Annotated in this window: 21 protein-coding genes and 1 riboswitch; of the genes, 5 read left to right on the forward strand and 16 right to left on the reverse strand. The window is 58.6% G+C overall.

The window, feature by feature from the left end; all coding sequences use genetic code 11:
- Window positions 1-16: 16 nt before the first annotated feature.
- Genes AAF555_00140 through AAF555_00150 form a run of 3 tightly spaced genes read right to left on the reverse strand, consistent with a single transcriptional unit; the run spans window position 17 to window position 4,166 of the window.
- Entirely contained in the window at window positions 17-1,120 is a 1,104-nt protein-coding gene (locus AAF555_00140; protein ID MEM6909966.1) for a polysaccharide biosynthesis/export family protein, read from the reverse strand.
- Window positions 1,117-2,142, reverse strand: a complete 1,026-nt coding sequence (locus tag AAF555_00145; GenBank protein ID MEM6909967.1) for a polysaccharide biosynthesis/export family protein — start codon at window positions 2,140-2,142, stop codon at window positions 1,117-1,119. Before AAF555_00145 ends, AAF555_00140 begins: the two co-directional genes overlap by 4 nt.
- Window positions 2,139-4,166: a hypothetical protein gene (locus AAF555_00150; GenBank protein ID MEM6909968.1), complete on the reverse strand. Its 2,028-nt coding sequence runs from the start codon at window positions 4,164-4,166 to the stop codon at window positions 2,139-2,141. Before AAF555_00150 ends, AAF555_00145 begins: the two co-directional genes overlap by 4 nt.
- A 66-nt stretch (window positions 4,167-4,232) precedes the next feature.
- Between AAF555_00150 and AAF555_00155 the strand changes: the two genes are divergently transcribed.
- Window positions 4,233-4,688, forward strand: a complete 456-nt coding sequence (locus AAF555_00155; protein ID MEM6909969.1) for a hypothetical protein — start codon at window positions 4,233-4,235, stop codon at window positions 4,686-4,688.
- 30 nt (window positions 4,689-4,718) lie between these two features.
- On the opposite strand, the gene AAF555_00160 is transcribed toward AAF555_00155, so the two are convergent.
- From AAF555_00160 to AAF555_00170, 3 genes are read right to left on the reverse strand one after another with little or no spacing between them, the layout of a single operon-like run.
- The gene (locus AAF555_00160; GenBank protein ID MEM6909970.1) at window positions 4,719-5,369 is read right to left on the reverse strand and encodes a hypothetical protein; all 651 of its coding nucleotides are present in this window, start codon (window positions 5,367-5,369) and stop codon (window positions 4,719-4,721) included.
- A complete protein-coding gene (locus AAF555_00165) occupies window positions 5,363-6,526 on the reverse strand; it encodes a class I SAM-dependent rRNA methyltransferase (GenBank protein ID MEM6909971.1) in 1,164 nt (387 codons plus the stop codon). The genes AAF555_00160 and AAF555_00165 overlap by 7 nt, the downstream gene beginning before the upstream one ends.
- A 20-nt stretch (window positions 6,527-6,546) precedes the next feature.
- Window positions 6,547-7,743, reverse strand: a complete 1,197-nt coding sequence (locus tag AAF555_00170) for a KamA family radical SAM protein (GenBank protein MEM6909972.1) — start codon at window positions 7,741-7,743, stop codon at window positions 6,547-6,549.
- 173 nt (window positions 7,744-7,916) lie between these two features.
- On the opposite strand from AAF555_00170, the gene AAF555_00175 reads away from it, so the two are divergent.
- Window positions 7,917-8,561: a winged helix-turn-helix transcriptional regulator gene (locus tag AAF555_00175; GenBank protein MEM6909973.1), complete on the forward strand. Its 645-nt coding sequence runs from the start codon at window positions 7,917-7,919 to the stop codon at window positions 8,559-8,561.
- Between the two features lie 7 nt (window positions 8,562-8,568).
- On the opposite strand, the gene AAF555_00180 is transcribed toward AAF555_00175, so the two are convergent.
- From AAF555_00180 to AAF555_00220, 9 genes are all read right to left on the reverse strand, one after another.
- Window positions 8,569-9,201 carry a hypothetical protein gene (locus tag AAF555_00180; protein ID MEM6909974.1) on the reverse strand — a complete coding sequence of 211 codons (633 nt, stop codon included), beginning with the start codon at window positions 9,199-9,201 and terminating at the stop codon, window positions 8,569-8,571.
- 12 nt (window positions 9,202-9,213) lie between these two features.
- On the reverse strand, window positions 9,214-9,927 hold the full coding sequence (gene rsmI, locus AAF555_00185) for a 16S rRNA (cytidine(1402)-2'-O)-methyltransferase (GenBank protein MEM6909975.1): 714 nt from the start codon (window positions 9,925-9,927) through the stop codon (window positions 9,214-9,216).
- Between the two features lies 1 nt (window position 9,928).
- Window positions 9,929-10,447: an LptE family protein gene (locus tag AAF555_00190; protein MEM6909976.1), complete on the reverse strand. Its 519-nt coding sequence runs from the start codon at window positions 10,445-10,447 to the stop codon at window positions 9,929-9,931.
- A 9-nt stretch (window positions 10,448-10,456) separates the two neighbouring features.
- Entirely contained in the window at window positions 10,457-11,644 is a 1,188-nt protein-coding gene (gene bamD, locus AAF555_00195) for an outer membrane protein assembly factor BamD (GenBank protein MEM6909977.1), read from the reverse strand.
- Window positions 11,645-11,726: 82 nt separating this feature from the next.
- Window positions 11,727-12,212, reverse strand: a complete 486-nt coding sequence (gene hisI, locus AAF555_00200; protein ID MEM6909978.1) for a phosphoribosyl-AMP cyclohydrolase — start codon at window positions 12,210-12,212, stop codon at window positions 11,727-11,729.
- 206 nt (window positions 12,213-12,418) lie between these two features.
- Window positions 12,419-12,925 carry a metallophosphoesterase family protein gene (locus AAF555_00205; protein MEM6909979.1) on the reverse strand — a complete coding sequence of 169 codons (507 nt, stop codon included), beginning with the start codon at window positions 12,923-12,925 and terminating at the stop codon, window positions 12,419-12,421.
- 59 nt (window positions 12,926-12,984) lie between these two features.
- A complete protein-coding gene (locus tag AAF555_00210; protein ID MEM6909980.1) occupies window positions 12,985-16,074 on the reverse strand; it encodes a UvrD-helicase domain-containing protein in 3,090 nt (1,029 codons plus the stop codon).
- Window positions 16,071-18,740 carry a PD-(D/E)XK nuclease family protein gene (locus AAF555_00215; GenBank protein MEM6909981.1) on the reverse strand — a complete coding sequence of 890 codons (2,670 nt, stop codon included), beginning with the start codon at window positions 18,738-18,740 and terminating at the stop codon, window positions 16,071-16,073. The genes AAF555_00210 and AAF555_00215 overlap by 4 nt, the downstream gene beginning before the upstream one ends.
- 396 nt (window positions 18,741-19,136) lie before the next feature.
- Window positions 19,137-20,426, reverse strand: a complete 1,290-nt coding sequence (locus tag AAF555_00220) for an aminopeptidase P N-terminal domain-containing protein (GenBank protein ID MEM6909982.1) — start codon at window positions 20,424-20,426, stop codon at window positions 19,137-19,139.
- Window positions 20,427-20,934: 508 nt separating this feature from the next.
- On the opposite strand from AAF555_00220, the gene AAF555_00225 reads away from it, so the two are divergent.
- Both AAF555_00225 and AAF555_00230 read left to right on the forward strand, forming a co-directional pair.
- Entirely contained in the window at window positions 20,935-21,558 is a 624-nt protein-coding gene (locus AAF555_00225; protein MEM6909983.1) for a hypothetical protein, read from the forward strand.
- The gene (locus AAF555_00230) at window positions 21,555-22,292 is read left to right on the forward strand and encodes a hypothetical protein (GenBank protein MEM6909984.1); all 738 of its coding nucleotides are present in this window, start codon (window positions 21,555-21,557) and stop codon (window positions 22,290-22,292) included. Before AAF555_00225 ends, AAF555_00230 begins: the two co-directional genes overlap by 4 nt.
- Window positions 22,293-22,320: 28 nt before the next feature.
- Here the strand turns inward: AAF555_00230 and AAF555_00235 are convergent, their stop codons facing one another.
- Window positions 22,321-23,496 carry an ATP-binding protein gene (locus AAF555_00235; protein ID MEM6909985.1) on the reverse strand — a complete coding sequence of 392 codons (1,176 nt, stop codon included), beginning with the start codon at window positions 23,494-23,496 and terminating at the stop codon, window positions 22,321-22,323.
- Between the two features lie 365 nt (window positions 23,497-23,861).
- A riboswitch (TPP riboswitch) is annotated at window positions 23,862-23,967 on the forward strand.
- A 67-nt stretch (window positions 23,968-24,034) separates the two neighbouring features.
- Here AAF555_00235 and thiC point away from each other — a divergent pair.
- Window positions 24,035-26,128 carry a phosphomethylpyrimidine synthase ThiC gene (gene thiC / locus AAF555_00240; GenBank protein MEM6909986.1) on the forward strand — a complete coding sequence of 698 codons (2,094 nt, stop codon included), beginning with the start codon at window positions 24,035-24,037 and terminating at the stop codon, window positions 26,126-26,128.
- The last annotated feature ends 131 nt before the right edge of the window (window positions 26,129-26,259 follow it).

Genomic DNA, 26,259 nt, shown 5'->3' on the forward strand with positions numbered 1-26,259 from the left:
GGTCGGTGGCTTCGGCTTACCCGCCCCCAGCAGGAATGGTGATGACCGTTTCTTGGTCGGACCCTACGGAGTTGGCGCCTTCGTTGATGGCGATGGTGCGGACGGCGTCTTGGAGGATGAGGTCGACATACTCTTCTGGCTTGTCCCAGATGTCCTTGGGGACCCAGATGATATCGCCCGGCTGAAGGGCGAGGTCGGTTTCCTTCCCAGTCAGGATGGCTTTGAAATCCACGATCGCGACCTGGGGGTCCTTGATCGATCCCCGGAGAATGACGACCTTGGTGAGGGAGGCAGCCGCGAGAGGTCCCGCTCCATAGGCCATGGCTTCCACGAGGCTGAGACTGTCTCGGAAGCTGACCGCTTGGGGCTTTTGCACGGCTCCCAGCAACAGCACCCGACTGCTTTGGGCAGAGGGGAGGTAGATGAAGTCATTGTGGCGGAGAAAGACATTTTGCGAGGTGTCTCCCTCCCGCACCAGCTCTACGAAATCGATGGGGAGAATTTTCCCATCGCGAATGAGGACACTATTGCCCAAGTCGGCCAGTTCCTCGGTCCGGCCAGAGAAACGGGCCGCGAACAGCCCCCCTGCCATCGAGATGGCCTCCAGCAAGCTCGTCGGTTGGCGAAGAGGGTAGATGCCCGGAGCGTAGACCCGGCCAAGAATCCAATAGCGGCGACTTTTGACTTCCACCAAGGTGACGTTCACAATCGGCTTGGCGTAGTCCGCTGCGAGGACTTCTTGGAGTTTGAGGGTCAGCTCGGCCGTGGTCAGCCCTTCGGCACGGACGCCTCCTGCCAGATTGAAATACACCAATCCATCCGGCATGATGTAGGTGCGCGAGAGGGTGTCTTCGATCTCGGAGACTTCGATCTCGAGCACATCGCCTGGCCCCAGTAGATAGGCCTCACTGGGGGGGCGGAGCATTTCCGGCTGGACGCGACCTCGATCGATCTCAGCGTCTTCGAAGACGATGTCCCGGGGGTCGATCGGGCTGGCCCGTGGATCAAAGGTCGATTTGATGGGCAGGTGCGCGCAGGAGGTGACCAGCGCCAGCAGACCAACCGCCGGCAGAGAGCGAAGGGCGTCTTCTGAGATCCGGCGGCGCGACCTGGCTTTCATCGGGTCAGGTCCGCGCCCCCAATGATGGGGCTCGTGATGATGTCATCCACATTGATATTGATCCAACTGGTGGTGGCACTGGTGAGGAAGGAGCGAATGGCGATATCGGTGAGCCGCTCGACTCGCCGCCAAGGCCTTTCGGAAACATAGACGATGTCTTGGGGCTCGAGAGGGAAATCCGGCTGTTTGCCCTTAAGGATCTCTCCCACATCGACCACGATGGTCTCGGGCTTTTGCAGGCTACCTCGTACCACCAAAACGCGGTCGAGGTAGGCGTCGTCCGTGTAGCTACTTCGCCTGGTGAGCGCTGTCACGATGGTGGCTCCGGGAGTGAAGAATTGCAGGCCAGGCAGGGTGACCGCTCCGAAGACGTAGTAGGCGCTGCTGACCCCATCGGCGATGTAGATGTAGTCGTTGGGCTCGAGTTCGACGTTTTGGGTCATATCGCCCTCCAAAAAGAGCGCGCGGAAGTCGATGGGGAGCCGCTCTCCTTTGCGCGAAATGAAGGACCGGTCCATATCGGCGAGCTCCACGGTGTTTTCATCCAGTAGACCCACCTCGAAGCCATCTGACTCCGCAATCGCTTCCACGAGAGTGAGGGGGCGGTCCAGGGGGAAGACGCCTCGCGACATGACTTTGCCCAAGACGATGTAGCGTTTGCTTTGAATTTCGCCCGGGGTCAGGATGAGACGCGGGTATTTGAAGACGCCCTTCAGCTCCTCTTCTAAGGCGATCCGCGCTTCATCGATGGAGAGCCCCGCCACGAGCACATTCTGCGCTTGGAGGTAGGATACGGTGCCATCGGGGGCGATGCGGGTTCCTTTGCGGTCGAGTTCGGGGCGACCGTAAAAAGCGAAGTTCAGGGTATCGCCCGGGCCGAGTTCGTAGCGTTCTCGCCACGAGGCGGTTTGGCCAATATTGCCCTCGGTCACGGGAGGAGCGGGTGCTTCTTGAGCCCAGGAGGCCCCCATGGATCCCAAGGACCCCAGGGCAAAACAGGCGATCCGTTTCGCGGCGTTCATTCTTCCAGAAAGGGCTTAGGCAAGCGGCTGAAGCGCTCGGCGAGCGCGTTGGAAAATTTGTCCGTCATTTCGTTCAGCAGGCCGGAGCGGGATTCCACAATGGCGACCGCTCCATCGATGGGCGGGAGGATGGCTTTCAGGAGGCGACGCCGCTCACCCAGCGATTCGATGGCGCGCCCATTGGCGGAGATGAGGGCGAACCAGAAGCCAAGTTTCTTGGTGTATTCACGGACGGCCCCTTTCGGGACGCCCGCAGCGCGGACCAGGATGCGGGAGGATTTGGCCACGGTTTGTATGGAACGCATGAGGTCGGGCGCATCGGCTTCGTGGACTTCGATCCAAGCGGGCCCGGCTCCATTCCCGTCCGCCAACGAGAGGGGATTGGTGGTGGGGGTGAGATCAAAGACGGTCAGCGCTTGTCCGTCATGCTTCACTTCGGCGGTCAGACGCTCCCAGAAGAGTTCTTCGTGAGCCGGCTCACAAACGCCGGTCCAGACCAGGGTCAAGATCCCTTCCTGCTGCAAGCGAGCTAACCAAGCCAGCCAGAGCTCTTGAATGGGAGCTTGCCAGGGATCGGGTTCCGTCTCGCTTGCCTTTTTCCCACGGGCGATCCGGATGGAAGCGAGCAGTGGGGCTTCGGCCCCAGCGCAGCATTCAAAGGCGGTCCGGTGGCTGGGGCGGGTCAATTCCAAGGCCAAGGCGATGAAGAACCCCAGCCCCAGCCCGATGAACCCGCCCGCGGCGCCCAAGAGGACGGCGTTGCCTGATCGGGAGGAGGCCACCACATTGCTCGCGTCAGGATATTGGAAGATTTCCCAGTAGCCTTGGGGAATCGAGGCGAAGACCTCGGCTTCTCGCAAGCGGCTGTTAAAAATTCGTAAGCTCTCTTGCAGGCCGGAGCGGCGCTCCGTCATTTCGTTGTAGCGGTATTGTTGCTCGGAGAGCCCTTCGAGCTGTGCTTCGTAGGTGCCGAGTGTGTCTTGGTATTGACGGGCCAGACGATCGAGCTCCAGCTTTTCGTTCCGTCGCTCGATCAGATTGAGGAAGATTTGATTCCCCAAGGGCGTGCCGGTGTATTGCTGGAGGCTGCTTTCGTCGTCTCCGAGCGCGGAGCTTTGCAATTCTTTCTGCTTCTCTTCCAAAAAGGCAATCGAGGAGAGCTTTTCCTGAACGAGGGGATTTCCATCGGTGTAACGGGCCCGCAGCACGGAGAGTTCATCCTGGGCTTTTTTGATTTGCTCATCAATGGGGCCTTGGCGCTTCAGCTCGCTGATGTAGGCATTGATCTGGTCGGCTCGGGTCGCCCGCTGGGCATTGATGCGCTCCAACTCCAGCTCAAGCCTGGCTTGGTTGCCCAAAAGAGTGGTGAACTGGAGGTCGGCTCCCACGAAATTGGTCTCTTTGACGAAGTTGAGGATTCGGCGGTTTTGCTGCTCCAAATCGCCGGTCAGCTTGCCGATCTGTGTCCGCAGCAAGAGGGCGCTTTCTTGGGCATCTTCCTTTTGGCGTTCTTTGGAAAAAAAGATGATTTCCTCGGACCAGGCCTCCAGGAAAGCGAGGGCGGCCTCCGGACTGTCCGGTGAGTGGTAGGTGATGTAAAAAATGCCGCCCTCTGCCACCTCTGCTTCCACGCGAGATCGAACGGTGCCGAGAGAAGCATCGAGCCCCAACTTGGCGCTCGCCCGGGAAATCACCTTGTTGGCGGTCAAGGTGGCCAAAAGCGCCCGGTCATCCAGCGAAGGGGGCCGGTAGGATTCCCCAATTTGACTTGCCTTCACGATATTGGTGACCTCTAGCTGCCCCATCGGGAGCGAGACCGAAAAACGCGGTTCGTGGCTCAGAAGGCCGAAGCCGCCTCCGGCCACTCCCAAAAGAACCACGAAGAGAAGGAGCCAATACCAGCGCGCCAGAATTCCCCGGAGAACGCGGAGCGGATCGAGGGGGAGGGGAAAGGAAAATCCCGCTTCTTGAGGGGACCCTGCGCGGCTGCTGTTTCGCTGTCCGGTGCTTCTTTCCGACGTCATCCGCTTTTAGGGAAATAAATGGGAAGTTCTTCCCATGGCTTCGGATTCAGAGTAAACTTCTCTCTCATGGACGCGCAAGCCCTTAACGCATGGATCGGCCAGCGCGCCAAGGACCGGACGTCTCCCACCCGTCTCCGAGAAAAAAATTCGCTCGCGGTTCCGGTCGGCTCGACGGCTGCGGTCTTTTTGGCTCTCTTGCTTTTGCTGGGAATGACGTTTTTCAAGGAGATGCCGATCTTCTGGCGGAACGCCGGAGGCTACCCCATTTGGTTGCGGGAGGTCATTGGGCTGATTTATTATCCCTGGCTCCTTTTCTCTCTCGCTTGTTTGGGCGGCTGGAACGTCTACCTTTTTTGCTGGATGGTCTCGCGCCCGAGATGGCTGCCTCTCTGTGGCACGCTCATCGGTAGCGCTTGGCTGATTTTGACCATCTCGGTGGTTTGGCTGGGATGGAACAATCTCGAAAACGTCTTCGAGGGCCGCCATTACAATCACCATGGCAATCCCACCTTGGTGGAATGATGGGCTGGCCTTTCGCCCATTCGCTCGGGCTTACCACTGGAGGCGCATCTCTCCGTGCGCGACTTCGATCGATTTCAGGCGCAGAAGAAAATGGTCCTCGGGGACATCTTTCAAAGCCTCGGTCAGAAAGGGCACAAAGTAGTATTGCGACATTTGCCCGGGGTATTGCTCCGGGATCTCTTTGCCGGGAACCTCGATGGAAGCCACCGAAAGATCGAGGTTCTCCGACTTGAGGGCCGGTACCAGGCTGAGAACGCCATTGAGGTAGCGGCGTTCTCCTAGAAAGAGGGAATTGAGTGGCAGCGCAGTCCGAACGAGGAGCTGGCCTTCCTGCATGGCTTCGATCCGCATCTGACCTCGGAAGTCCTTCAGCGCTGGCAATCGATTGAAGAGATGATTGGCCTCCGGCACGGTCAAAAGGAGTTCTCCAGTGGCCTTTTCCACAGCCAGTAGCTTTTCATTCAGGAGCCCCTCCTGCTCGGCAGTCAGAGGCGTGCTTTGGAGATTTTCTCCTGAGGACTCCGTGAATTGGGCAATCTGCCCGTTGAATTGAAAGGCGTGATACAATTGATAAATCAAGCAGCCAACGATCACGGCGCTGACGGAAAGGAGAAAGATACAGCCGCGGCTGACTTTGTCGGCCACCTTGTTGCTATCGATTTCCGGGAGGGGTTCTACCATGACGGGCACACTTCCAGCAGGAAGCCTTTGAGATATTCTGACTCGGGCAGCGTGGGCAGAACGGGATGATCCAGCCTTTGGCCAAAGGTCTCCAAGAGGCGCAGCGAACGCTTGGCGTCCACCGAGGCTTCTCGGATGTTCTGGAGAAAGTCCGAGCGACTCACATGGTGAGAGCAGGAGAAGGTCGCTAGGAGGCCTCCCGGCTTGAGAATGCGAAGCGCCCGGAGGTGGATTTCTTTGTAGCCGCGGAGCGCGTCTTTGAGGGCCTTGCGACTGCGGCTGAAGGTCGGTGGATCGAGGATGATGTAGTCAAACTGATCCTCTTCAAACTGTCGCAAGCGGTCGAAGACATTGGCCACTTCAAAATCGATTTCCAAAAGGTTGGCCATGGAATTGGCTCGCCCAGCCGCCACGGCACTCTCACTGCTATCGATGGCGAAGACAGAGGACGCCCCTGCCTTTTTTGCCTGAAGGCCGAAGCCTCCTTGATTGCAAAAGGCATCGAGAACTCTTCGACCCCGGGCGTGGCCGGCTGCTTTGAGGTGATTCTCGACTTGGTCCAGGTAGAAACCGGTTTTTTGGCCATCTGCTAGATCCAAGGTGTAATGAATTCCTGCGATCTCGCAGTGAAAGGGCGGGGGAGTTTCTCCGTGGAGCATCCCAGTCAGGCGTTCCAGGCCTTCGGCTTCGCGGATGGTGGAGTCATTCCGTTCCACGATCGACTCGGGTTGAAAAAGCTCCACGAGCGCCTCTTTCAAGAGGCCCTTTCGCTGGTCCATGGCGAGCGTCAAGGTCTGGAGCACTAAGTGAGGTCCGAATTGATCAATGATGACGCCCGGCAAACCATCGCTTTCGCTCCAGACGAGTCGGCGGGCCTCGGCCGGTATCCCAAGTCGCTCGCGAGTTTCGGCTGCCAATCCGAGGCGACGGAGAAAGAAATCGCCGTCGAGATCCTGCTTTCGGCGCGAGAAGCGACGCGCCACAATCTGCGATTGAGGATTGTAGATGGCGCTCCCGATGCGTCGATCTTTGAAGTCCTTGAGGGCGATGACCTCGCCTGGCTGAGGATTTCCAAAGGCCTTTTTCACCTCGTAGGCAAAGACCCACTCATGCCCGTGAAATATCCGCGCGCGTGGTTGGACGACGATGCCTGCCATAGTCCTAGACCTTTTCCGCTTCAGGGAGAACAAGACTCCTGCGCGCACTCCGCGGCCGCCGAAACCGGATTGGCTGAGGGCTCAGGATACTCGAAGACCTCGCCCTCGTAGTTGCGGATGAGGGTGCGGCTGGCCTCTCGTTCCAAGACATAATCGGGATTGACCGGCACTTTCCCGCCGCCCCCGGGCGCATCGATGACGAACTGGGGAATGGCGTAGCCAGTGGTGTGACCACGCAGGCCCTCAATGATCTCGATTCCCTTCGAGACGCTCGTGCGGAGGTGAGAAGAACCCTTGATGAGATCACACTGGTAAAGGTAATAGGGCCGCACGCGACACATCAAAAGCTTATGCACGAGCGCGCGCATGGTTTCGACATCATCATTCACTCCCTGCAAGAGCACGCTTTGATTGCCCATGGGGATGCCATGGTTGGCCAAGCGCTCCAGGGCCTCTTTCACCTCCACCGTTAGCTCCCGCGGGTGATTGGCATGCACGCTGATGAAGAGCGGGTGAAACTGTTGGAGGATGCGGCAGAGCTTGGGGGTGATGCGCTGGGGGAGGAAAAGCGGCACGCGCGAGCCAATCCTGAGAAACTCGATGTGCGGGATCGCGCGGAGGCGGCTCAGGATTTGCTCCAATTTGCTATCGGAGAAAAGCAGCGGATCGCCACCGGAAAGAAGCACGTCCCTGACCTCGGTGTGCTGTTCGAGGTAGCGAAAGGCTGCTTGGTGATCCGCCTCCAACTTCTGCTCGCCCACGCCACTCACCACTCGGCTGCGGGTGCAGTAGCGGCAGTAGGAGGCACATTGGTCGGTCACCAAAAAAAGCACCCGGTCGGGATAGCGGTGGACCAAGCCGGGGACCGGCATGTGACTGTCTTCGCCGCAGGGATCTGCCAGCTCCGTGGGATCGAAGAGCGATTCCTCGCGCCGGGGGAGGATTTGCCGGCGAATCGGGCAGTCTGGATCGTGCGGGTCGATGAGATTGAAGAAGTGCGGGGTAATGGACATGGCCAATTTCGTCCCGCTCAGGATGACCCCGGCCCGCTCTTCATCGGAGAGCTGCAAGCGACTCTCCAGACCTTCGAGGGAATTGACCCGGTGCTGAAGCTGCCAGCGATGATTGGACCACTCCTCGGCGGGGGTGCCTCGCCAATGGCCCGGCGCATGAGACCGGAACTTTTTCAAATCCTCAAAACGAGAAGCGAATTGCATAAAACGTGTCAGCTAGAAAGAAACTGAAAGAGGAGGAGACCGTCAAGGGGTGGCTTATTCAAGGCAATTTTACGCCCCGTGACAGAGAGGGGAGCAAGCCCAATTCCGTGACCTTAGGTTTCTATTGATTTTTAGGGAGTTAGGACTTATTCTCCCGGTCGGAGGAGTCATTCATGCTGCCGAAAATTCTTAGAGAAATCTCTCGCCCGCACTGGGTGGACATCCTCTATGAAATCAAGCGCACCGGCGGGATGTCTGTGGGGGAAATCGCGGAGCGGCTCTCCATGAGCTACATGGGGGTGAAGCAGCACTGTGTGGCCATGGAAAAGCTGGGCTACCTGGTCACTTGGCGCAGCCCCCAGAGTGTGGGACGCCCTCAGAAGCTCTATCGGTTAACCGAACGCATCCAGCCTCTGTTCCCGGAAGCGAGCGGAGACTTCGCCCTCGATCTCCTGCAGGCGCTAGATGAAACCCATGGGGAGAAATCAGCCGAAAAACTCCTTTTTTCCTTTTTTCGAATGAAGGCCGAGGCCTACCGGAAAAAGCTCAAAGGGAAGTCCGTCCTGGAAAAAGCGAGTTCTTTCGCCAGCCAACGGGAAAAGGAAGGTTACCTTTCCCTCTGTCACTTCGAGAACGAAGAAGGGCTCACCATCACCGAGTTCCACAATCCCCACTGGCGAATTGCCAAGGCTTTTCCGGCCTTTCATCGCATGGAGGAAACCATGTTTGAGAACGTCTTGGGAGAAAAAGTGGAGCGGGAAGAAGTCCAGAATGGGCCTCAAAAGCATGCCCGCTTCCACGTGGCAACGCTCCATTGAAAGCGGCTCAGGTTGCTTCCATAAAGCTGGGCAAGGCGGGCACGCAGAAGGCAGACCAGGACTCCAAACGCTCCGAACGACCCTCAAGTTCTGAGAGGCTCAGGAACTCCAAGTCGGTAATGGGCGCTTCATTGGGCTCCACTTGCGGAGAGTCTGCCAGCAGATCAAAGAGGTGGACCACGCCGAGGTGCACTTGGCCTACGGAATTCGAATCGTCGTTCAAAAGCGCGACCACTCGCTGCTGGATCTCCCCTTGAAAACGGATTTCCTCCTTCACCTCCCGAGCCACTCCGTGAAGGTAAGTGGCTGGTCCCAAGTGCTCTTCCTGGTAGTCATCGGTATTGATATGGCCCCCAATCCCGAGAGATCCTTTGGCGGCCAGACGCTTCTCTCCGCCCGCTTGGCCGCGGACGTAGTGGAGGAATCTGCCTCGGTGATGAAAGAGCGCATAAGGGATGATCTGCTTGTAGTTCGGATCTTCTTCGGCCGCAGCCCGCTCTAGGAAAAAATTGTTCTTGGGATCGAGGAAGCTGGGAAGATACTTTTCCGGGTCGGTGTGAATGCCCTGAAAGGAACCCAGAGCCTCGAAGAGAGAGCGGGGGACAACGAGGACTTTTTCTTGGGAGGGAGCGTCGGTCATAGGGAGGGAGACTCAGTCGAGGTGGCGAGAGACAGCAGCGGAGGGTGACAGAACGAGGGAAATTTCGCCCTTGGCGGGATGCTCTTGAAACCAACCCGCCAGCTCCAGCGCTGATCCTCGGTGATAGGTTTCAAATCGTTTGCTCAGTTCCCGCGCTACGCAAACCTCGGCTTCGGGGTCAAGCTCCGCCAGTTGAGCCAAGGTCTTAGCGATGCGGTAAGGCGATTCATAAAACACGCTCGTTTCTCCCAGCGCCAAAGCCTTGGCAAGCGCCTTGCCGCGTCGCCCGGCTTTTTGAGGCAGAAATCCAAAGTAATGGAAGGCGTCCGAAGGCAAGCCACTGCCAGCAATCGCCGTGACCGCTGCGCAAGCACCCGGGAGAACCGTGACGGGGAGGTTTTCCTCCAGACAGAGACGGACGAATCGATACCCTGGATCGGAAAGGCAGGGCATACCGGCGTCCGTCACCACGGCAATCTGTTGGCCCATTTTGGCTCGCTCGATCAACTCTTTTGACCGACTTAACTCATTCCTAGCGTGTAGACTAAGAAGGGTTTTTCTGGGAATTTCGTAGCACTGAAAAAGCCGGAGTGAGTGGCGGGTGTCTTCGCAGGCAACGACGTCCGCCTCCTTGAGCGTGGCCACCCCACGATAGGTCATGTCCCCGAGGTGGCCAATGGGGGTGGGGACCAAGGCAACGCGGCCGCTTGCCTTTTCAGTGCTCACCTCAATAGCCTTCTGTGATGGCGGCTGTTAGCTGCAGGGCGAGGTCCCGTGCGGCATCCGGGAAAACAGGGCGCTCTGAGATCTCGAATTCTTCCAAGGGGAAGAACTCGCTTGCCCCCTGAAGCTGACCCGCCAGGAGAAGTTCTTTGGTGGCATCGTTTCGCCGCACGAGATAGCTGAATTGCACGCGCACTCCCAGCTCGCGACTGCGAATGGTGTTGCTGGGGACGGAACGCTGCTGCCGACGTTCGATCCGGGTGATGGTTCCTTGAAGCACCGCGTCTGCAGACTCGAGACTGCCGATTTGGTATGTCCCGTCGACTTGCAGTTCTCCAATGACCGCATTGGTGAAAAGCACGTCGATTCTTGGTTCTTGGGTATCGTTGTGGAAAGTCGGAACAGCGATCGAGGTGATCTCCACCATCTCTTGCGGCGGGACCCCTCCTAGCTGATACCCTGCGCAACCGGCCACCGAAGCGACCGTCGAAAACACAAAGAGCAGACGAGCGAAGCGGGACATCACGAAAATCTACTCGCTAGCTGGGGGAAGAATGGGGTTGTTCATGGGAGTTTCCCCCTCCTCAGCCGCTTCGTCTTCTGCCAGGGGCTCGAGGTCGAGCTCCTCCTCCGTTACTCGCATGCGAGGCTTTGGAGCGGTCGTCCGGGTGGGCGAAGAAGGGCCCACGTAGTCATCCCGATCCTTCAAACGCTGGGCCACTTGGGTGGAAGCGACTCGGCGCGGCTCAGGCGCGGCACTCACTCCCGGCTCCTCGGCCTCAAGAGCCTCCAAGGCCATCTTGGCAGCTTGGTAAGAGGTCGTCTCGGGGTTTTTCAGGACCTCCTTGTAATAGATGGCGGCGGCTCGGAGCTGCCCTTTCTTGCGGTAAAAATCCCCAATTTGTAGGTTCTTCCTGGCTTGCGCCTGATCCAGTTCCCCCAGCTGTTTGCGGGCCTCCGCCACGCGCTCGTCGTCCGGGAAGTTGATGAGGAAGTCCTCATAGCTTTCTCGGGCCAAGTCCAGATTGGCCGGGTTGCGCGCCCCTTCTTTCTTGGTGGTATCCATCAGACTATTGCCCATCTTGAGTTGCGCCACCCGGGCTTCTTCCGAATTCGGGTAGCGATCCACCACCATCTGGTAAGCCGCCAAGCTCTCGCGAAATTCCTTCCGCTCTTCCAGGATTTCCGCCTTGGCCATCAGAGCTTGAGGAGCGATTTCACTCTGGGGGGCATTGCGCACAATTTGGTCGAACCACTCGACTGCCTTCGAGGGCTGAATGCCGCCAAACCCCAGAAATCCCGGCTGGGCCTCGCCCTGAAAAGCCTCTTGAGCGATCCGGAATTGCCCTTCGATGGCTTCGTTGAACTTGGTGCTCCCGCGATAGGTGTCGAGGAAGTTTTGGTAGCCCTTGAAAGCCTTGTTCCAATCGCCTTCTTTCTCCCGCAGCTGGGCCGCGCGAAACTGGGCCAACCCCGCAGTCTTGGTGAGAGGGAAGTCTTTCACCAAATCCTCATAGCGATCGATGGCCTTGCCAGTCTTGCCCCGGGTTTCGGCCTCGCTGGCCTCCCGCAACTCGGCCACCGCCTCTGCCTCGTTGGCCTCGAGCTCCTCTCGGGTGACCGACTGCTGAAGGTCATCGCCGAAAAGGCTGTTGAAAAAATCCGCACGGGCCGAGGAGCCGAGCGCGATGGATGCAAACAAAGGGAGGAATCTTCTCATGGAGCAATTCGGGTCAGGTGAGAGAGGGTCGAAACTAGAGCGAGGACGGTGGGGAGAAAAGTGAGAATTCGCAGAAGAGCCTTCAAAAATAGACCTTGGACGGGTCGTAGGCTTTCTCTGGGATCGCCTGATTCAGGGGGTAGGCCTCGGCCTCCTCGGCTTCCTCGGCCAGGGGCGCGGAGCGGTAAAAACAGGATCGGTAGCCTACGTGACAACAGCCCGGCCCCACTTGCTCGACTTCCAAAAGCAGGCAATCCTGATCGCAATCCACACGGAGGTCCTTGATTTTTTGCACATGGCCGCTCGTCTTGCCCTTGTGCCAAAGTTCTTGGCGGCTCCGGCTGAAATAAACGGCTTCTCCCAGTTGCAGCGTTAGTCGGAGAGACTCCTCGTTCATGTAGGCGACCATGAGGACTTCCTTAGTGGTGGCATCCTGGGCGACCGCCACGATCAAGCCTCGCTCATCGAACTTGGGAGCCAATAACAGACACTCCTCGACCGCATGGCGGTCATCGCGGTCGCCAAAAGGGGCAATCGTCGATTCCTGAGAGCTCTGTTCAGTGGACATGGGGAAACATCGTGAGGTCGTCTCTTTTGTAAAACCCGAATCGAGAGCAATCCAAACCTGCCGCCTCGAAAGCCAGCCCACTCAAGACCCCTTTCAATAACATGAGCCAATATTTGTAATGTATAACGATTAGTTCCGCTGGTGAGTCCGTGTGAATCAACCCGGCTCTCCAGTGCAGATTCCGGGCAGAATTTCCCTACCTCGAGTCATTCTTCCCCGATTGAGATCATGACGTGCTCGAAGGCGTTTTCCTCGCTCTCCCAAATCCCGAAACTCACTACCCCGAATCGCCCCATCACTTCGCCTGGATTGGCCCACAGCGTCTGACCTAGCCTCTTCTGGTAGCGCTGGTGGTCATGGCCGCTGAAGACCGCGTCGAGTGGGCCACTTTGGGCCAGCCGCAGCGCGACCTCTGGGTAGTGATAGAGCGCCGCCTTTCGACTGCCCACTTCCAGCTCGGCGTAGTGCCCGTGGAGTGAGACGTGCTCGTATCCGGTGGCGATTTGGCAGAGGAGAAATTCGTCTCCGTCGTTATTGCCGAAAATCGCCTCAATGGGCCCATCAAACCCTTCCGCCAGGGCTTTGAGCGAGAAAGGCGCGCAGAAATCACCCAAAAAAAACAGTCTTTGGCAGTTCAACTTTCTGACCTGCACCAGCACACTGGCTAGGTGATCGAGTCGATCATGGACGTCGCTGAGAATGGCGATTTTCATGGGAGAGAATCCCGAGGGATCCCTCTTTTCGCAAACGCCGATTCGTTCCGGCTTTTGAGTTAGCGCACCTCAATGAGGGCCTTCAAATGGGTGCTCAGTAAAAAGACTTCCATGCGATCGTTCTCGCGGCCCAAGACTTTGGCCATCGCCCGTCGATAGCCCTTCATTTGGCCAGCATAGCGTTCGCGCAGCTGGGCGACACTTTCCAGAGCGTCCGTCTTGAAGTCGACGATGGTGACCTGGTCAGGCTCGATAATGAGTCGATCGATGACACCGCTGACCCACTGACCGTCCAGCACCACATCAAATGCTTGCTCGCAACGCAGTTCCGCCTGGGCGTGGTAGGCTGCGCGATCAAAAAGCGAACCGATTTCAGGAACCTTCAAGCAATCATGAACCAGTTGGCCCTCCGGGCCTGAGCGCTCCGGGCGAAGCTCGTCCATCCAGCCAATTCGTTCGAAGATTGCATGCACGCGACTGCCAAATTCCCGACCGCTCTTCCTCCCGAACGCGGGTGGCGATTTCTCTTTAGCCTGCGAAGGAGTGCGGCGTTTGCGACGTTCCTTCGGCCGTTCTAGAGGCCTGAGGGGCTTCTCCCTCTGCTCCCCAGCTGGAGCAATGCCGTGTTCAGCCAACCAGTCGCCTTGCCGCTTCTCCCAAAGCAGCTCCGATCCAGGCCCTTCCTTGCCTTCCCTCACCAGGGCTGCCCGCAACCAATCGCCGAAACGGCGGTTTTGCTGACTGGTTCTTTCGCTATCGAGGAGCACATGGAGCGAGTGCTTGGCCCGAGTCAAAGCTACGTAGAGAAGGCAGAAGTTTTCGTAGCACTGATCGGCCTTCCACTGCTCGCTCCACTCCGAGAGAACCGGTTGGTTTTCGTAAATAATCGAGCTGGGCGGCAAGAGAAGCTGGTCGATCTCTCCCAGCTTTCCTTTCTTTTCCAAAATCTTGAGGTGATTTCCATGATCGAAGGCATCGCAATCGTCCAAATCGGGGAGCACCACCACATCCCATCCGAGCCCCTTGGCTTTGTGGAAGGTCATGACTTGGACCTGGCCGGACGCCCCCCCTTCTCTTTGTTTCAAATTCTCTAGAAAGAGGACCAATTCCCTCCAGGAGCCACCCTGATTGGCTTCTTCCCAAGCACGCGCGCCTAACAAGAACGCCTCCAAGCGCTGCCGCGTGAACTCGCTTCTCCCGGCCTGAAGCAAAGGCACCATGGCCTTTTCCAAGACCGCCACCAGACCCTCTTTCTGAGCGCACGTTTGCCAGGTCACCCAAGCTGCCGCCCGCTCCCCCAGCCAGCGTCCAAGAGGCGAGAGCTGCAAGTGCGCCCAAGCGAAGTCGTCCTCCGGGCAATGCAGCCAGCGGGCGAGATCCAGCAGGACGGCCCCGCCGGGATGGTCCTCAGCGATTGAGCGATCCCCCACCGCTTCCGCGGGCACCCCTTGCTTGCGAAGGAAATCGGCTGTCTCCAGAACCCGCTGGCCACTCCGCAGCAAGACCGCGCAAGTGGCCCCCTTCTCCCAGGCTCGTTCCTCTAAAAGAACCTCCAAAGTGCCCGCCAAGCGAGCCTTCTTCCAATCAGCTTCTTGGCCTCGTTCAATCAACAAGACCCTCGACCAACCGGGCTTCTCCTTGGCCGCCACCTGCCGATTGAACCTCCATCGCGCGAGCGACTCCTCCGGAAAGAGCGCGCCCGCCGGACTCGCTCTCAAGTCACAAACCGCATTGACCAAGTCCAGGATCACTTGGCTGGAACGCCAGGACTCGTCCATGGGCTTCGAGTGAAGCGCCTCTCCGTAATAGCTTCGCAGGTCCTGCATGAGGCGGGTCTCGCCTCCCCGCCAACCATAGATCCCCTGCTTGGTATCCCCTACTACAAAGAGGGAGCGAGTTCCCTCGGCATCTTGGGCCACCTCATCGACGAGTCCGTGAATGCCAATCCATTCCTTGCGACTGGTGTCCTGGAATTCATCTAGAAGCCAATGATCAAAGCGCGCATCCAAACGGAAATTCAACTGCTCCCGGAGCGCCTCACTCACGCCATCACTCAGGACGAGCTTCACGTCCGAAAAGCCCAAGCGCCCTCGACGGCGCACTCCAACTTCATAGGCGCTTTCAAACTTCTTGAGCAGCCCATAGACTCCCTGAGTGCGGCGCACTAGATTCCGCACCTCTTCCCGCAGCCAAGAACCGGCCAGCCCGGCCAGTTTGGCGGCAAGGGGTCCCTCGATTTCGAATCTCTGCGTTTTGGACTCATGGATGGCGAAGCCCTGATCCGAAAGAGCAGGCAAGAGCCGCAGCAAATGGCCGACGCCGGAGGGTGGGTTTTTCTTGGCGGGGACTCCGGGACGTTTTTCCTCCAGCCATTCAACCCCCTTGAGGAAGGTGTTTTGCACGGTCTTCCCCCCTTTTTGTATCGAGGCGGATTCCAATAGGTCGCGAATTTCTGGGGCGAGCTCCCAATATCGGGCCTCTCCAGCAGGGAGGCCTGTCGGCCAAATTTTCTCGGGGTTCCCCCAAGCGGCCTCATTTCGCTGCAAGAGATACCGCTCATGATGTTCCTCTGTGAAGGTGGTCAGGGTGCGATAGAGACGATTCTCCTCCTGGCCCATGGTGGCGCCACGAAAGGCCTCCAGAAAGGCATCGCTTTCCCGATGAGACGCCGACTGGTTGAGGATCCTAGCCAAAACGTCGATCCGGACCTCCTCCAGCGCGGCCTCTTCCAGGAGTTCAAAGCCTGCCACCCCTAGCTCGTAGGCAAAATTCCTTACGATACGGGCAAAGAAGCTGTCGAGCGTGCCCAGCGAAAGCCGGTCCAAATTCCTCGTTACGGCGTCCAGCAGCTGTTGACAGCGCCTTTGATCGAGAGCCTCCGGAAAGTCCCCCAAGCCCTCGACCACATCGGGGAGAGTTTTCTTGAGGTCCGTGGCCAGAGCCTCGGCCAGCTCGCGATCCCCAGCGGCCCCGGCCAAGCGTGAGAGAATCCGATCGGCAAACTCCCCCGCGGCCAGCCGGGTGAAAGTCAGTGCTAGGATCCGCTCAGGCGGGATGCCAAGGGCCAACAGGGTGAGAAATCGATTGGCCAGTTGGTAGGTCTTACCACTTCCCGCCGAGGCTTCGATCAAAAGATGACGAAACCTCATGCCACTCCCGCTCCCCCCTCCCGACCAAAGGCTTCGCTCAAGGAAGTTCCGCCCGCCGCCAGGGAGGCAAACTCATCAAACTTGGCCTCCTCGCCCGTCCACTCCGTCTCCGGAAGGAACTGCCCCGCGTCGATTCGGCGAACCGCCTCTTCCGCCCAGGCCAAGGCCTCGCTCTGGAGCGCTTCCTCCTCTTCCCAAGACTCAAAGTCGACCTCGCTCATGGCTCTCGGCAAATGGATGTAGCCAACCTGCGGGACCCTTCCCCCCGTCCACGTCTGCGCCGCGGCCCAGGCATAGAGTGGCAACTGGAGGTCGACCCAGCCACGGTCTTGTTTCTGTCGGCCCTTCTTGGGAACCAAGGGCCCGAGCGCGTCCCGATTCTCGGGCCACGCCTGCAAGTGTTGCTCCCCAGGAGACGTTCGCTTTCCGCTCGTCTTGTAGTCCCAAATCTGAAATTCCCCATCCCGCTCATCCACCCGATCGATCGTGAGATGAAACCTCCGCCCGCCTAATTCCAGCGCCGTCTCTCCGCGGAATTGGTATTCGGTCTCGACCACGCGCCAGCCCTCGGCTCGGTGCACAGCCTGCTCTTCAGCAAACTTCCGCAAGCGTTCTCGCAGCGACTCCGCTTGCACCGCCACCGCCAACGAAGGCTCCGGTCCAAAGAAACGAGCCAACTCTTGATCCAATTCCTGCGACAGAAATTCAGCGATCTCCTCGGCGTCGCTAGAACCTCTGCTCTCTCCCCTCCCAAATTGCTCCAAAACGCGATGCGCCAGGCTTCCGAAGTCGAGCGCATTCATTTCCCTTTTCTCGGGATCGGTCCGCTCCATCCCCAGGGCATGCTTGAGGTAGAATCGAAAAGGACATCGGAGGTAATCGCGCAACAGGCTCGGGCTGAGCGCCTTTTGCGCCGGGAACGCCAAGCCTCCTTCCGGTAGTTGCAGATTCCAATCCCTCTGCCAAACGACCGCCGACTTGCCGGGACTGGCCACTTCGCCAAAGCCCTTCCGCACCCGTGCTGCCAACTCCTCCCCCTTGGTTTGCAGGAGCAATCTAGAGGGAGGGCAAGGGTCGCCCGAGAGGGGAAACTTCGTCGTGAGCACGCGGACCCAACCGGCCGGCCGCGCGCGCACGAGCGACTCCCAGAGAAAGGCATCGCGGGCCTGACGCCCTTGCCTGGAGCGAAGTCCCAAGTCCTCTCGAAGCTGATTCGGTAGGAAAGGATCGTCTTGAATTCGTTCCGGGACCGCCCCCTCGTGCAAACCCACCAAAAGAAGATGGTCGGCCTGCTCGTAGGACAGCTCGAGCCAACCTTGCAGGTCCATGACCCCTCGTTCCTCCTCCTGAAAAACGCGCTGCGAGCCCAGCTCTTTCGCAAGCAGGGTCAGGCAATCGCCGAAAGACCACTCCGTGCGCCTTCGCCAATCCTGCCAGCTCTCACAGGCCCCCGCCACCACCTGCGCCGCCTCCTCCGATAAGCCGGAGAGCACCTCCTCCAGCAAAGACCAAACCTTCTCTTCCCCGCCCCGCCTTCTCAGCTCCTCATGCAAGCGCGTCACCGCTTGCAAGGCCTCCCGAAGCGGCCCCTTGGCCCCTCTTCGCAGATCCACTAAGGACATCGCGACGGTGCGTTCTTTCTCCCGATAAAAGGCGCCCAAGAGCTGGAAGGCCTTCTCGTCTGCCGGCCAACGAAGCCAGGTCTCCACGGCCGAAAGTGAGGGCTCCGGCCCGGCCAACTCCCTCAAGGCATCCAGCCAACGAAGAAAGCCCTCCAGAGGCGCGCGACTCCCCTCAGGACGAAAAGGAGACCAACCGCTCTCTTGAAAAGCGCGCTCGATGGCTGGCGTCAGACGGGAGTCGCACATCCCGACCGCAGCCTTCCACGAAGGCACCTCCGCAAACGCGCGGACCGCTGCCCGACTGGCCTCCTCCGCATCGCGCAGGACCTCCCAGCGCTCTTCCCATTTTGGAAAGGGCAGAATCCGCTCCTTCCAAAATTCCTGCCTGGGACCTCCCCAGTCATCAAAGCCCTCCGCCACCTCCTGAGAAGCGTGAATCAAAACCTCCATCCTCGTCCCCTCATCTGCCAATCGCCGCCAAGCCCTCCGAGCCAGCGGCGAAGGATCCGGCACCCCGGCCAGGACCACCTGCCTGAAGCCTCTCGGCAGTTCGATCGTTTCGATGGCACGCTCCTTGGCCCGGGCCGGGGGCTCCAAGCCCCACCTTCCCAGCAAGTGAAAGACCTCGCTCGCGAGCCGCTCCAAAGCGATCCAGCGACCCCTCTCCGGGGTCCGCGACCGCACCGCCTCCCAGCTCAGATTGGCTTCGGCCAACTCATCGACCACTTTCGCGAATTCCTGGCCCAAGCTGAGCTCCCACGAGAGAGAGCGTTCCTCGGGGAGTCTCGGGAAAAGTGGTCGGAGAGACTCGTCCGGGGCCGATCGGAGAACCTCCGCCCAAGCGGCCTTGACCGCCAGCGGCGGGGCCGCCGAATCGCTTTGGAAAAACCAGCTCGGCGTCACCACCTGCGGCGAAAGCAAGCCCGAGCCCTCCTCGTCCGCCCGCTCGGCCAAGGCCTCCCGAAGTCGCCGACCACTCTGGGCCGTCGGCACCACCACCAGCATCTTCGGCAAGTCCGCTCTCCGTTGCCAAAGCCACTCCACGACCTTCCCTAAAAGCGGTCCCTCCCACCCTAAAAAATGACGAGTGGAAAAGGGAAGCGGCACCCGCAATCGAAAATCGAAAATCGAAAATCAGCAATCTAGAACTTCAAGATCATGAGCCACGAGCGTGAATCTCGTCGCGACTCAGCAAGGCTTCAGTAGAAAATCCGGGTTGAGTTCCACGCAATCGTCGAATGGCGGACGCGATTTGTGAGGGCGCCTCACTCTCGGAATCTGGATCTTCTTGCAGGGCTTCAAAAAACTGTCGAACCAAACCGGTCACCGAAGTATTCGCCTGCGCAGCCAGCACCCTGGTTTTCCGGTAAAGATCTTCCTCAATCGATACGGTAATATTTTTCACTGTATCGCAGTATCACGGCCGATTTGTCAGCCAAGCTAGGAGTGCATCAGCGTCTCAATCTCCTCCGCCTCGATGGGGATGTCCGCCATAAGATCGGTAAAGCCGTCTGCCTCGATCACGATATTGTTCTCTAAGCGGACTCCGAGCGACTCCTCTGGAAGATAGATCCCTGGCTCGACCGTGAAGACCATCCCCTTCTTCACCACGATATCGGCCGGCCCCACATCATGCACGTCCAGGCCCAAGAGATGGGAAGTGCCATGCATGAAGAACTTCTTCACAGCGGGCTTGTCGGCGGGTGCCTGCTCGACCTCCTCCTTGGTCAAAAGGCCCAAGCCGACTAGCTCGGAAGCCATCACCTTCTCCACCTCTTTCTGGTATTCCCGTAAAACCACTCCCGGTCGCAGAATCTGGCAAGCCTCACGGAAAACCCGCAAGACCGCGTCATACACGGCCCGCTGTCGCTCACTGAATCGCCCGCTCACTGGAATCGTGCGCGTGAGATCGGCATTGTAATATCCGTAGCAGGCAGCCGCATCCATCAGGACCAACTCCCCTTCCTGGCAAACTTGATTGTTTTCCAAGTAATGGAGGATACAAGCGCGCTTTCCCGAACCCACAATGGGGGAATAGGCAAAGCCCTCCGCCCCTCGGCGCAGATACTCATGCAGCATCTCGGCCTCAATCTCATATTCCATCATCCCAGGTCGGAGACAACGCAGCACCCGCAGAAATCCGTCGCGCGTGATCTCGCTGGCCTTCTGCAAGACGCGCCGTTCCTCGGGCGACTTGACCGCCCGCAGTGGATAAACCAGAGGAGCCAAACGGCGGAGGGGATGGAGCGGATAGCGTCTTTTGAATTCGTGAATGAATCGGAGCGCAAGCGTTTCTACCTCCTCTCCTGCCCGGGCGTGCTCGTTGCTATTGAGATAGACCGACTCGCATTCCATCAGGAGCGGCCGCACCACGCTCCAGAACTGGTGACTCCAATAAACCGTCTTGATCCCGGTCCGCTGCCTCGCCTGCTCCTTCGTCAGCTTCTCCCCCTCCCAGAGGGCGATATGTTCATTCGTCTCCCGAAGAAACAGCACCTCCCGCATTTCCTCGCGCGCCGCCCCTGGGAAGAGCACCAGGGTTGTCTCCTCTTGATCAACCCCGGTCAGGTAGAAGAGATCGGAGTTTTGGCGAAAGCCTAAGATCCCATCCGCATTGCTTGGCTGCGGATCATTGGAATTCACCACGGCCAGCGATCCCTGGGCCATGGCACCGACCAGGCGACCGCGATTGCCAACAAAAAGCTCGGGATCCAACGGAGGGCACTTCATCCGCCCATCCCTAGGGTGAAAGAGTCGCCTGAGCAAATGCTCGTCACCTCGCCAGAAACTCGTCCTAATTTTGAACGATGGGGGCGCCGGGAGGTCGAAGTCACCAGAACGCCATGGCCTCTCTCCCACGCCTCTTTTCCTCCGTATCCAGCTATGCCGGTCTTCTTAGCCGCGGCCAAGCGGAACAGTTGGCAGCATCGCTTGCTTCGGAAGGCCCGATCCGAGGGCTCCGTTGTCTGCTTATACCAGGCCACAGAAATAGCTGGTAGAAGGGCCGCGTGAATTTCGGGCCAGACCAAGGCACGACGAGGGCGCAGTGCAAGCACTGCAACCGAGGAGAAACGCCGGGCTGGCTTGAAAGGCACCGGCTCTACCCCCCTTGCGCTTCAGCGCCTTTTTCCACAACCATAACCTTCCATTCTGCCAGCTAATTCTGTGGGTTGGTATTACGATCGCCATTTGCTTCGGCCTCTACGGATTCACGGTCGGCCTCTGGCGTTCTCCTTGGATGGCAGTCTATGTGGCCGTGAAATTCCCGGCCCTCATCGTCTTGGTTCTTCTTTGTAATGGGCTGCTCAATGCCTTGCTGGCGACCGTTCTGGGAAGCGGCCTCTCCTTCCGACAGACCGGCAAGTGTCTTTTAATCGCCTTTTCCACCACGGGAATCATCCTAGCCTCGCTGTCTCCCATCGCCCTCGTCCAAGCCCTCAACTGCCCACCACCTGAGCAAGTGGGTGGCCCCCTGGGACACTCTCTCCTTCTGCTCACTCACACCGGGCTGATCGCCTTTGCGGGGGTCGTGGCTCATGCCAAACAGCTTCGCTTGCTAACGGAGCTTTGCCCGTCTCCGAAAATCGCCAAGCAAACCTTCTTTGCCTGGATCGGCGGGAGCCTCTTCGTGGGAGCGCAGCTTTCATGGATCTTGAGACCTTGGTTTGGCTCCACGCAGTTGGAAGTGGCCTTTCTTCGGCCTGACCCGCTGCGGGGCGATTTCTACAACGCCGTTTGGCGATCAGCGACTCATCTTTTCGCCCGCTCCGGCCTGCCCGGCACCCTCCTCGGGTGGATCCTCACCCTCAGCCTACTCCTCTTGCTAGGCTCCCTTCTCCGAACCAAACAAAAACCAATATGAACGAAAGCACATCGGCTCCCCTCCCTCCATCTCCTCAGCCACCAAAGAAGCCCCAAGCGCCCCAAGTCAGCTTCGAAGCCTTGCCCCAAGGGCTCGGCTTCCTTCAGACCTTCGAAGCTCTGCTCAAGCGCCCCGGCAGCACCGTCCGCGCGCTAGAGGAGGAAGGTCCGCAACGCTTCCTCGGAAAGCATAGCGCGGCCGCCCTGAGCTGCTTGCTTCCCTTCGGTCTCGTCCTCGGTGCCTTTAGCGGAGGCACGCAATTTTGGGCGGCTCCTCTGAAAATAGTGGTGGGACTCAGCTTGAGCGCCTTGATTTGCCTGCCCAGCTTTTACATCTTTCTGTGTTTGGCGGGAGTCGAAGTGCGCTTTTCCACCGTGGCGGGGCTTCTGGTGGCCTGCATTACCCTCACCGCTCTGCTCTTGGTGGGATTCGCACCCCTTCTTTGGATCTTCTCCACCTCGACCGACTCCCTGCCCTTCATAGGATTCCTCATCATCCTGGTTTGGATCGTGAGTCTCCTCATCGCCTTCAAAATTCCCAAGCTCCTCCTGCAATGGCTCCAGTCCCCTCCCGCACCGCACCTCTCCCTGTGGAAAGTCCTCTTTGTCTTCGTCACCCTACAAATGTCCACCACCCTACGCCCGCTTGTGGGGCGGTCAGAGGTGTTCTTAACCAACGAAAAAAAGTTCTTCCTCGTTCACTGGCTGGAAGAGTCATCTCGACCTGCCAAATGAACTGGAAGCGTTCCTGCTCCTCCAAAACTCAGCGGAAACCCTCTGCCAATTCCCCTGCCATCTCCGCCAAGCCAATCACATCGATATTTTCCCCCTTGGGATAACGTTCCTTTCCCCCATAGACCAAAAAAGTTTGATCGGGTTGGATGTCCTCAATGGCTTGCCTAAGGCCGCGTTCCATTTTCGGGGCAGTGCTGCGTTTGATTTCCATCGCCCAAAGCCGATTTCCCGGAAGTTCCAATACCAAATCCAACTCCACCCCAGTGGCCGTCCGATAAAAGCTGGCCTGGGTTCGCTCCGGCGCTACCCGCAAGAGATTCTCTATCACATACCCCTCCCAACTCATCCCCACAATAGGATGCCCCAGCAGCTGATGATGACTGTCGATGCCCAGCAAGCCATGGAGAAGGCCACTGTCACGGAGATAGACTTTGGGCGATTTGACCAAGCGCTTCCTGAGACTGGCATGGTAAGGGGGCAAACGCCTGACCAGCAGGAGATCCACCATCAAGTCCAAATACCCGGCCACCGTCTTGCCTGTCATCTCCAGATTGCGTGCCATCTGGGCGGCGTTGTAGAGGCTCCCCTGTTGATGAGCGAGCATACTCCAAAAGCGCCGCAAGGTGGTGGCCGGAATGCGCGGCCCCAGCATGGGAATGTCACGTTCCAGATAGGTGGTGATGAACTGCTCCCTCCATCGAAGGCTGGCCTGGTCATCGACCGCCAACACGCTGTCGGGAAAGCCCCCTCGCCACCAAAGAGCCTCTTTTGAGGGAGCTTCCAGGATGTCCAGCGGAGACAACTCCAAGTAGGCGATCCGCCCGGCCAGCGTCTCGCTTGATTGTTGCAGCAAGTCAATCGAAGCGGAGCCCAAAAGAACAAAATGCCCCGCTTTCTGCCCCGCCAGACGACGCTCATCGATCAAGCCTCGCAAGACCTGAAAAAGCCCCGGCCTTCTCTGCACTTCGTCCAAAATCACGAGTCGATCCTGAAACTGCTCCAAGTAGCCTCTGGCATCCGCTAGCTTCTCGAAATCCTGCGGATTCTCCAGATCGAGGTATTCCGGCGGCAAGTCGCCCGAGACCCCCTCGGCATACTTGCGCACCAAGGTCGTCTTCCCGACCTGACGGGGCCCAAGCACACAGACTGCCGGAAATTGGCGCAAATAGTCCGGAAGAAAGGCAGCCATGCGACGCTCAATCATCATTGTAATCCTATACCATAACTATAGATTTACAAACAAATGAGCTTAGCCTCCCAAGCAAGATTTCCCAGCCAGCTGCGCGTGAACCGCCAGCATGGCCGCATGAATTCGGGGCAGGCCTGGGAAAAACGAGAGCGTTCTAACAGCGCCCATGCAAGGCCTCCCCGCGCAGCCCAGTGCCCCTGAACTCATTCCAGATCTGCTAAAGCTGCTCGGCAAAGCGCTCCCCATCCCTTGGACAGCCAATCAGGGGACGGCTGGCGTTGCTCGCCTTTCTCTCCTTGACCGCTTCCCCCCTCCTAGCCGTCCCCACGCCTTCGAGAGACGCAAAATCTGTGTCTTGACAGCCAGGCCATGGAGAGGATTCTAGGTCTCAGGGGTGCCCATTTCCGGGCTGAGATCTTCCTCGGGGAGAAACCCTTTGAACCTGCTCCGGGTCATGCCGGCGAAGGGAGTGATGGCGGGCCACTGCATTGCTTCGTTTGTCCGGTCACGCCCAGGCAGCTCATCTTGTTCTGCCACCCTTATTCGAATCACTATGATTTCCTCCGACCATTCCGAATCCACCCCGGAAAATTCCAAGCGACGCAGCGACTACACTGGGAATTTCATCGAAGAAATCGACAACCGAGAGGAGCTGGAGGCCATTGAAAAAGACCCCACGAACTTTCCGAACTCCACCCGGATCTACGCCCAGGGAGAGCTCCACCGCTCGGTCGAAGTCCCCATGCGTGAGATCCGTCTCTCCGACACCGAGCACCCCAATGGCCTCGTCGAAAAAAACGCCCCCATCCGCGTTTATGATTGCTCGGGACCTTGGGGCGACCCGGACTTCGCTGGCGACGTCACCCAAGGCCTCCCCGGCCTGCGCCGCCAATGGATTCTCGAACGCCAGGATGTGGAGGAATACCAAGGCCGCTCCATCAAGCCGGAGGACAATGGCTACATCAGCGAGGCCCATGCCGAGCGATACAACGAAAGCAAGCGAGCCAAAAACAAACTCAAGGAATACCCCGGCCTCAAGCGACGCCCCCTGCGCGCCAACAGTGAGCGGCCGGTGACCCAGAAGTGGTATGCCGAACAGGGCCTCATCACACCGGAGATGGAGTTCGTCGCCATTCGCGAAAACATGGGGCGCAAACAGGAGTTTGAAACGATCTGCGATCAGTATCCCGATCCGGCCGCAGCCCCCGCGGAAGTGCGCGCTCGCATGGAGCAAATTTGCTCCACCCCAGAAGGCTACAACATGCCGAGACCCTCTCAGATCAATCCCCACGCCCAGGTCCCGCGCAACGTCATGCAGCACCAGCACCCCGGCCAAGGCTGGGGTGCCCAGGTCCCCCCAGTCATCTCACCGGAGTTTGTGCGGGACGAAGTGGCCCGCGGACGTGCCATCATCCCCGCCAACATCAATCACCCGGAAAACGAACCCATGATCATTGGGCGGAACTTTCTGGTCAAGATCAATGCCAACATCGGCAATAGCGCCGTGGCCTCCACCATCGATGACGAGGTCGAAAAACTCCGCTGGGCCACCAAGTGGGGAGCGGACACCGTAATGGATCTATCCACGGGCAAGAATATCCACGCCACCCGCGAATGGATCTTGCGCAATAGCCCTGTCCCCATCGGCACGGTGCCCATTTACCAAGCGCTGGAAAAGGTCAACGGTCGCATCGAGGACCTCACTTGGGAACTCTTCCGGGATACGCTCATTGAGCAAGCCGAACAGGGCGTGGACTACTTCACCATTCACGCTGGGGTGCTCTTGCGCTTTGTCCCCCACACCGCCAAGCGCATGACGGGCATCGTGAGCCGCGGCGGTTCCATTCTGGCCAAGTGGTGCATCCATCACAAAAAAGAAAACTTCCTCTACACCCACTGGGACGAAATCTGTGACATCTGCGCGGCCTATGACGTCAGCTTTTCGATCGGAGATGGACTTCGTCCAGGCTCCATCGCCGATGCCAATGACTACGCCCAGTTGGCAGAACTCGAGGTCCAGGGAGAACTCACCAAACGAGCCTGGGCCAAGGGCTGCCAAGTCATGAACGAAGGCCCCGGCCACGTTCCTCTGCACCTCATTCAGGAGAACATGCAGAAGCAGATCGAGTGGTGCCACGAAGCTCCCTTTTACACCCTCGGACCCCTCACTACCGACATCGCCCCCGGCTACGATCACATCACCAGTGGCATCGGTGCGGCCAACATCGGTTGGTATGGCTGTGCCATGCTATGCTATGTGACACCGAAAGAACACCTGGGTTTGCCTAATCGCGATGACGTCCGGGAAGGAGTTATCACCTACAAAGTGGCTGCCCACGCGGCCGACCTCGCCAAAGGTCACCCCGCAGCCCAAGAGCGGGACAATGCCATCAGCAAGGCGCGTTTTGAGTTTCGTTGGCGCGATCAGTTTGCGCTGGGACTCGATCCTGCGCGAGCCATCGATTACCACGACGAAACCCTCCCCGCCGAGGGCGCCAAAACCGCTCACTTTTGCAGCATGTGCGGCCCCACCTTTTGCTCCATGAAAATCACGGGAGATGTCCGAAAATACGCCGAGGAAAACGGCTACTTGGACGGCTCCCAGAACGAGCGGAAAAAGAAAAAAGAACCTTCAGTCGTGAGCTAAAGGAAGCCCTCCAGGAAGCTTCTTCGCCTTATACCAAGCTGCAGAATTGGCTGGTAGAATGGCCGAGTGGATTTCGGGCCAGACCAAGGCGCGACGAGGGCGCGGTGCAAGCACCGTAACCGAGGAGCAAC

This window comes from Verrucomicrobiota bacterium (genome assembly GCA_039027815.1).
Classification (GTDB): domain Bacteria; phylum Verrucomicrobiota; class Verrucomicrobiia; order Verrucomicrobiales; family JBCCJK01; genus JBCCJK01.

Bases quoted from the DNA above. Each gene is read 5' to 3' on its own strand.
- AAF555_00140 (MEM6909966.1), bottom strand. From the start codon at position 1,120: ATGAAAGCCAGGTCGCGCCGCCGGATCTCAGAAGACGCCCTTCGCTCT.
- AAF555_00145 (MEM6909967.1), bottom strand. From the start codon at position 2,142: ATGAACGCCGCGAAACGGATCGCCTGTTTTGCCCTGGGGTCCTTGGGA.
- AAF555_00150 (MEM6909968.1), bottom strand. From the start codon at position 4,166: ATGACGTCGGAAAGAAGCACCGGACAGCGAAACAGCAGCCGCGCAGGG.
- AAF555_00155 (MEM6909969.1), top strand. From the start codon at position 4,233: ATGGACGCGCAAGCCCTTAACGCATGGATCGGCCAGCGCGCCAAGGAC.
- AAF555_00160 (MEM6909970.1), bottom strand. From the start codon at position 5,369: ATGGTAGAACCCCTCCCGGAAATCGATAGCAACAAGGTGGCCGACAAA.
- AAF555_00165 (MEM6909971.1), bottom strand. From the start codon at position 6,526: ATGGCAGGCATCGTCGTCCAACCACGCGCGCGGATATTTCACGGGCAT.
- AAF555_00170 (MEM6909972.1), bottom strand. From the start codon at position 7,743: ATGCAATTCGCTTCTCGTTTTGAGGATTTGAAAAAGTTCCGGTCTCAT.
- AAF555_00175 (MEM6909973.1), top strand. From the start codon at position 7,917: ATGCTGCCGAAAATTCTTAGAGAAATCTCTCGCCCGCACTGGGTGGAC.
- AAF555_00180 (MEM6909974.1), bottom strand. From the start codon at position 9,201: ATGACCGACGCTCCCTCCCAAGAAAAAGTCCTCGTTGTCCCCCGCTCT.
- AAF555_00190 (MEM6909976.1), bottom strand. From the start codon at position 10,447: ATGTCCCGCTTCGCTCGTCTGCTCTTTGTGTTTTCGACGGTCGCTTCG.
- bamD (MEM6909977.1), bottom strand. From the start codon at position 11,644: ATGAGAAGATTCCTCCCTTTGTTTGCATCCATCGCGCTCGGCTCCTCG.
- hisI (MEM6909978.1), bottom strand. From the start codon at position 12,212: ATGTCCACTGAACAGAGCTCTCAGGAATCGACGATTGCCCCTTTTGGC.
- AAF555_00205 (MEM6909979.1), bottom strand. From the start codon at position 12,925: ATGAAAATCGCCATTCTCAGCGACGTCCATGATCGACTCGATCACCTA.
- AAF555_00210 (MEM6909980.1), bottom strand. From the start codon at position 16,074: ATGAGGTTTCGTCATCTTTTGATCGAAGCCTCGGCGGGAAGTGGTAAG.
- AAF555_00220 (MEM6909982.1), bottom strand. From the start codon at position 20,426: ATGAAGTGCCCTCCGTTGGATCCCGAGCTTTTTGTTGGCAATCGCGGT.
- AAF555_00225 (MEM6909983.1), top strand. From the start codon at position 20,935: ATGGCAGTCTATGTGGCCGTGAAATTCCCGGCCCTCATCGTCTTGGTT.
- AAF555_00230 (MEM6909984.1), top strand. From the start codon at position 21,555: ATGAACGAAAGCACATCGGCTCCCCTCCCTCCATCTCCTCAGCCACCA.
- AAF555_00235 (MEM6909985.1), bottom strand. From the start codon at position 23,496: ATGATTGAGCGTCGCATGGCTGCCTTTCTTCCGGACTATTTGCGCCAA.
- thiC (MEM6909986.1), top strand. From the start codon at position 24,035: ATGATTTCCTCCGACCATTCCGAATCCACCCCGGAAAATTCCAAGCGA.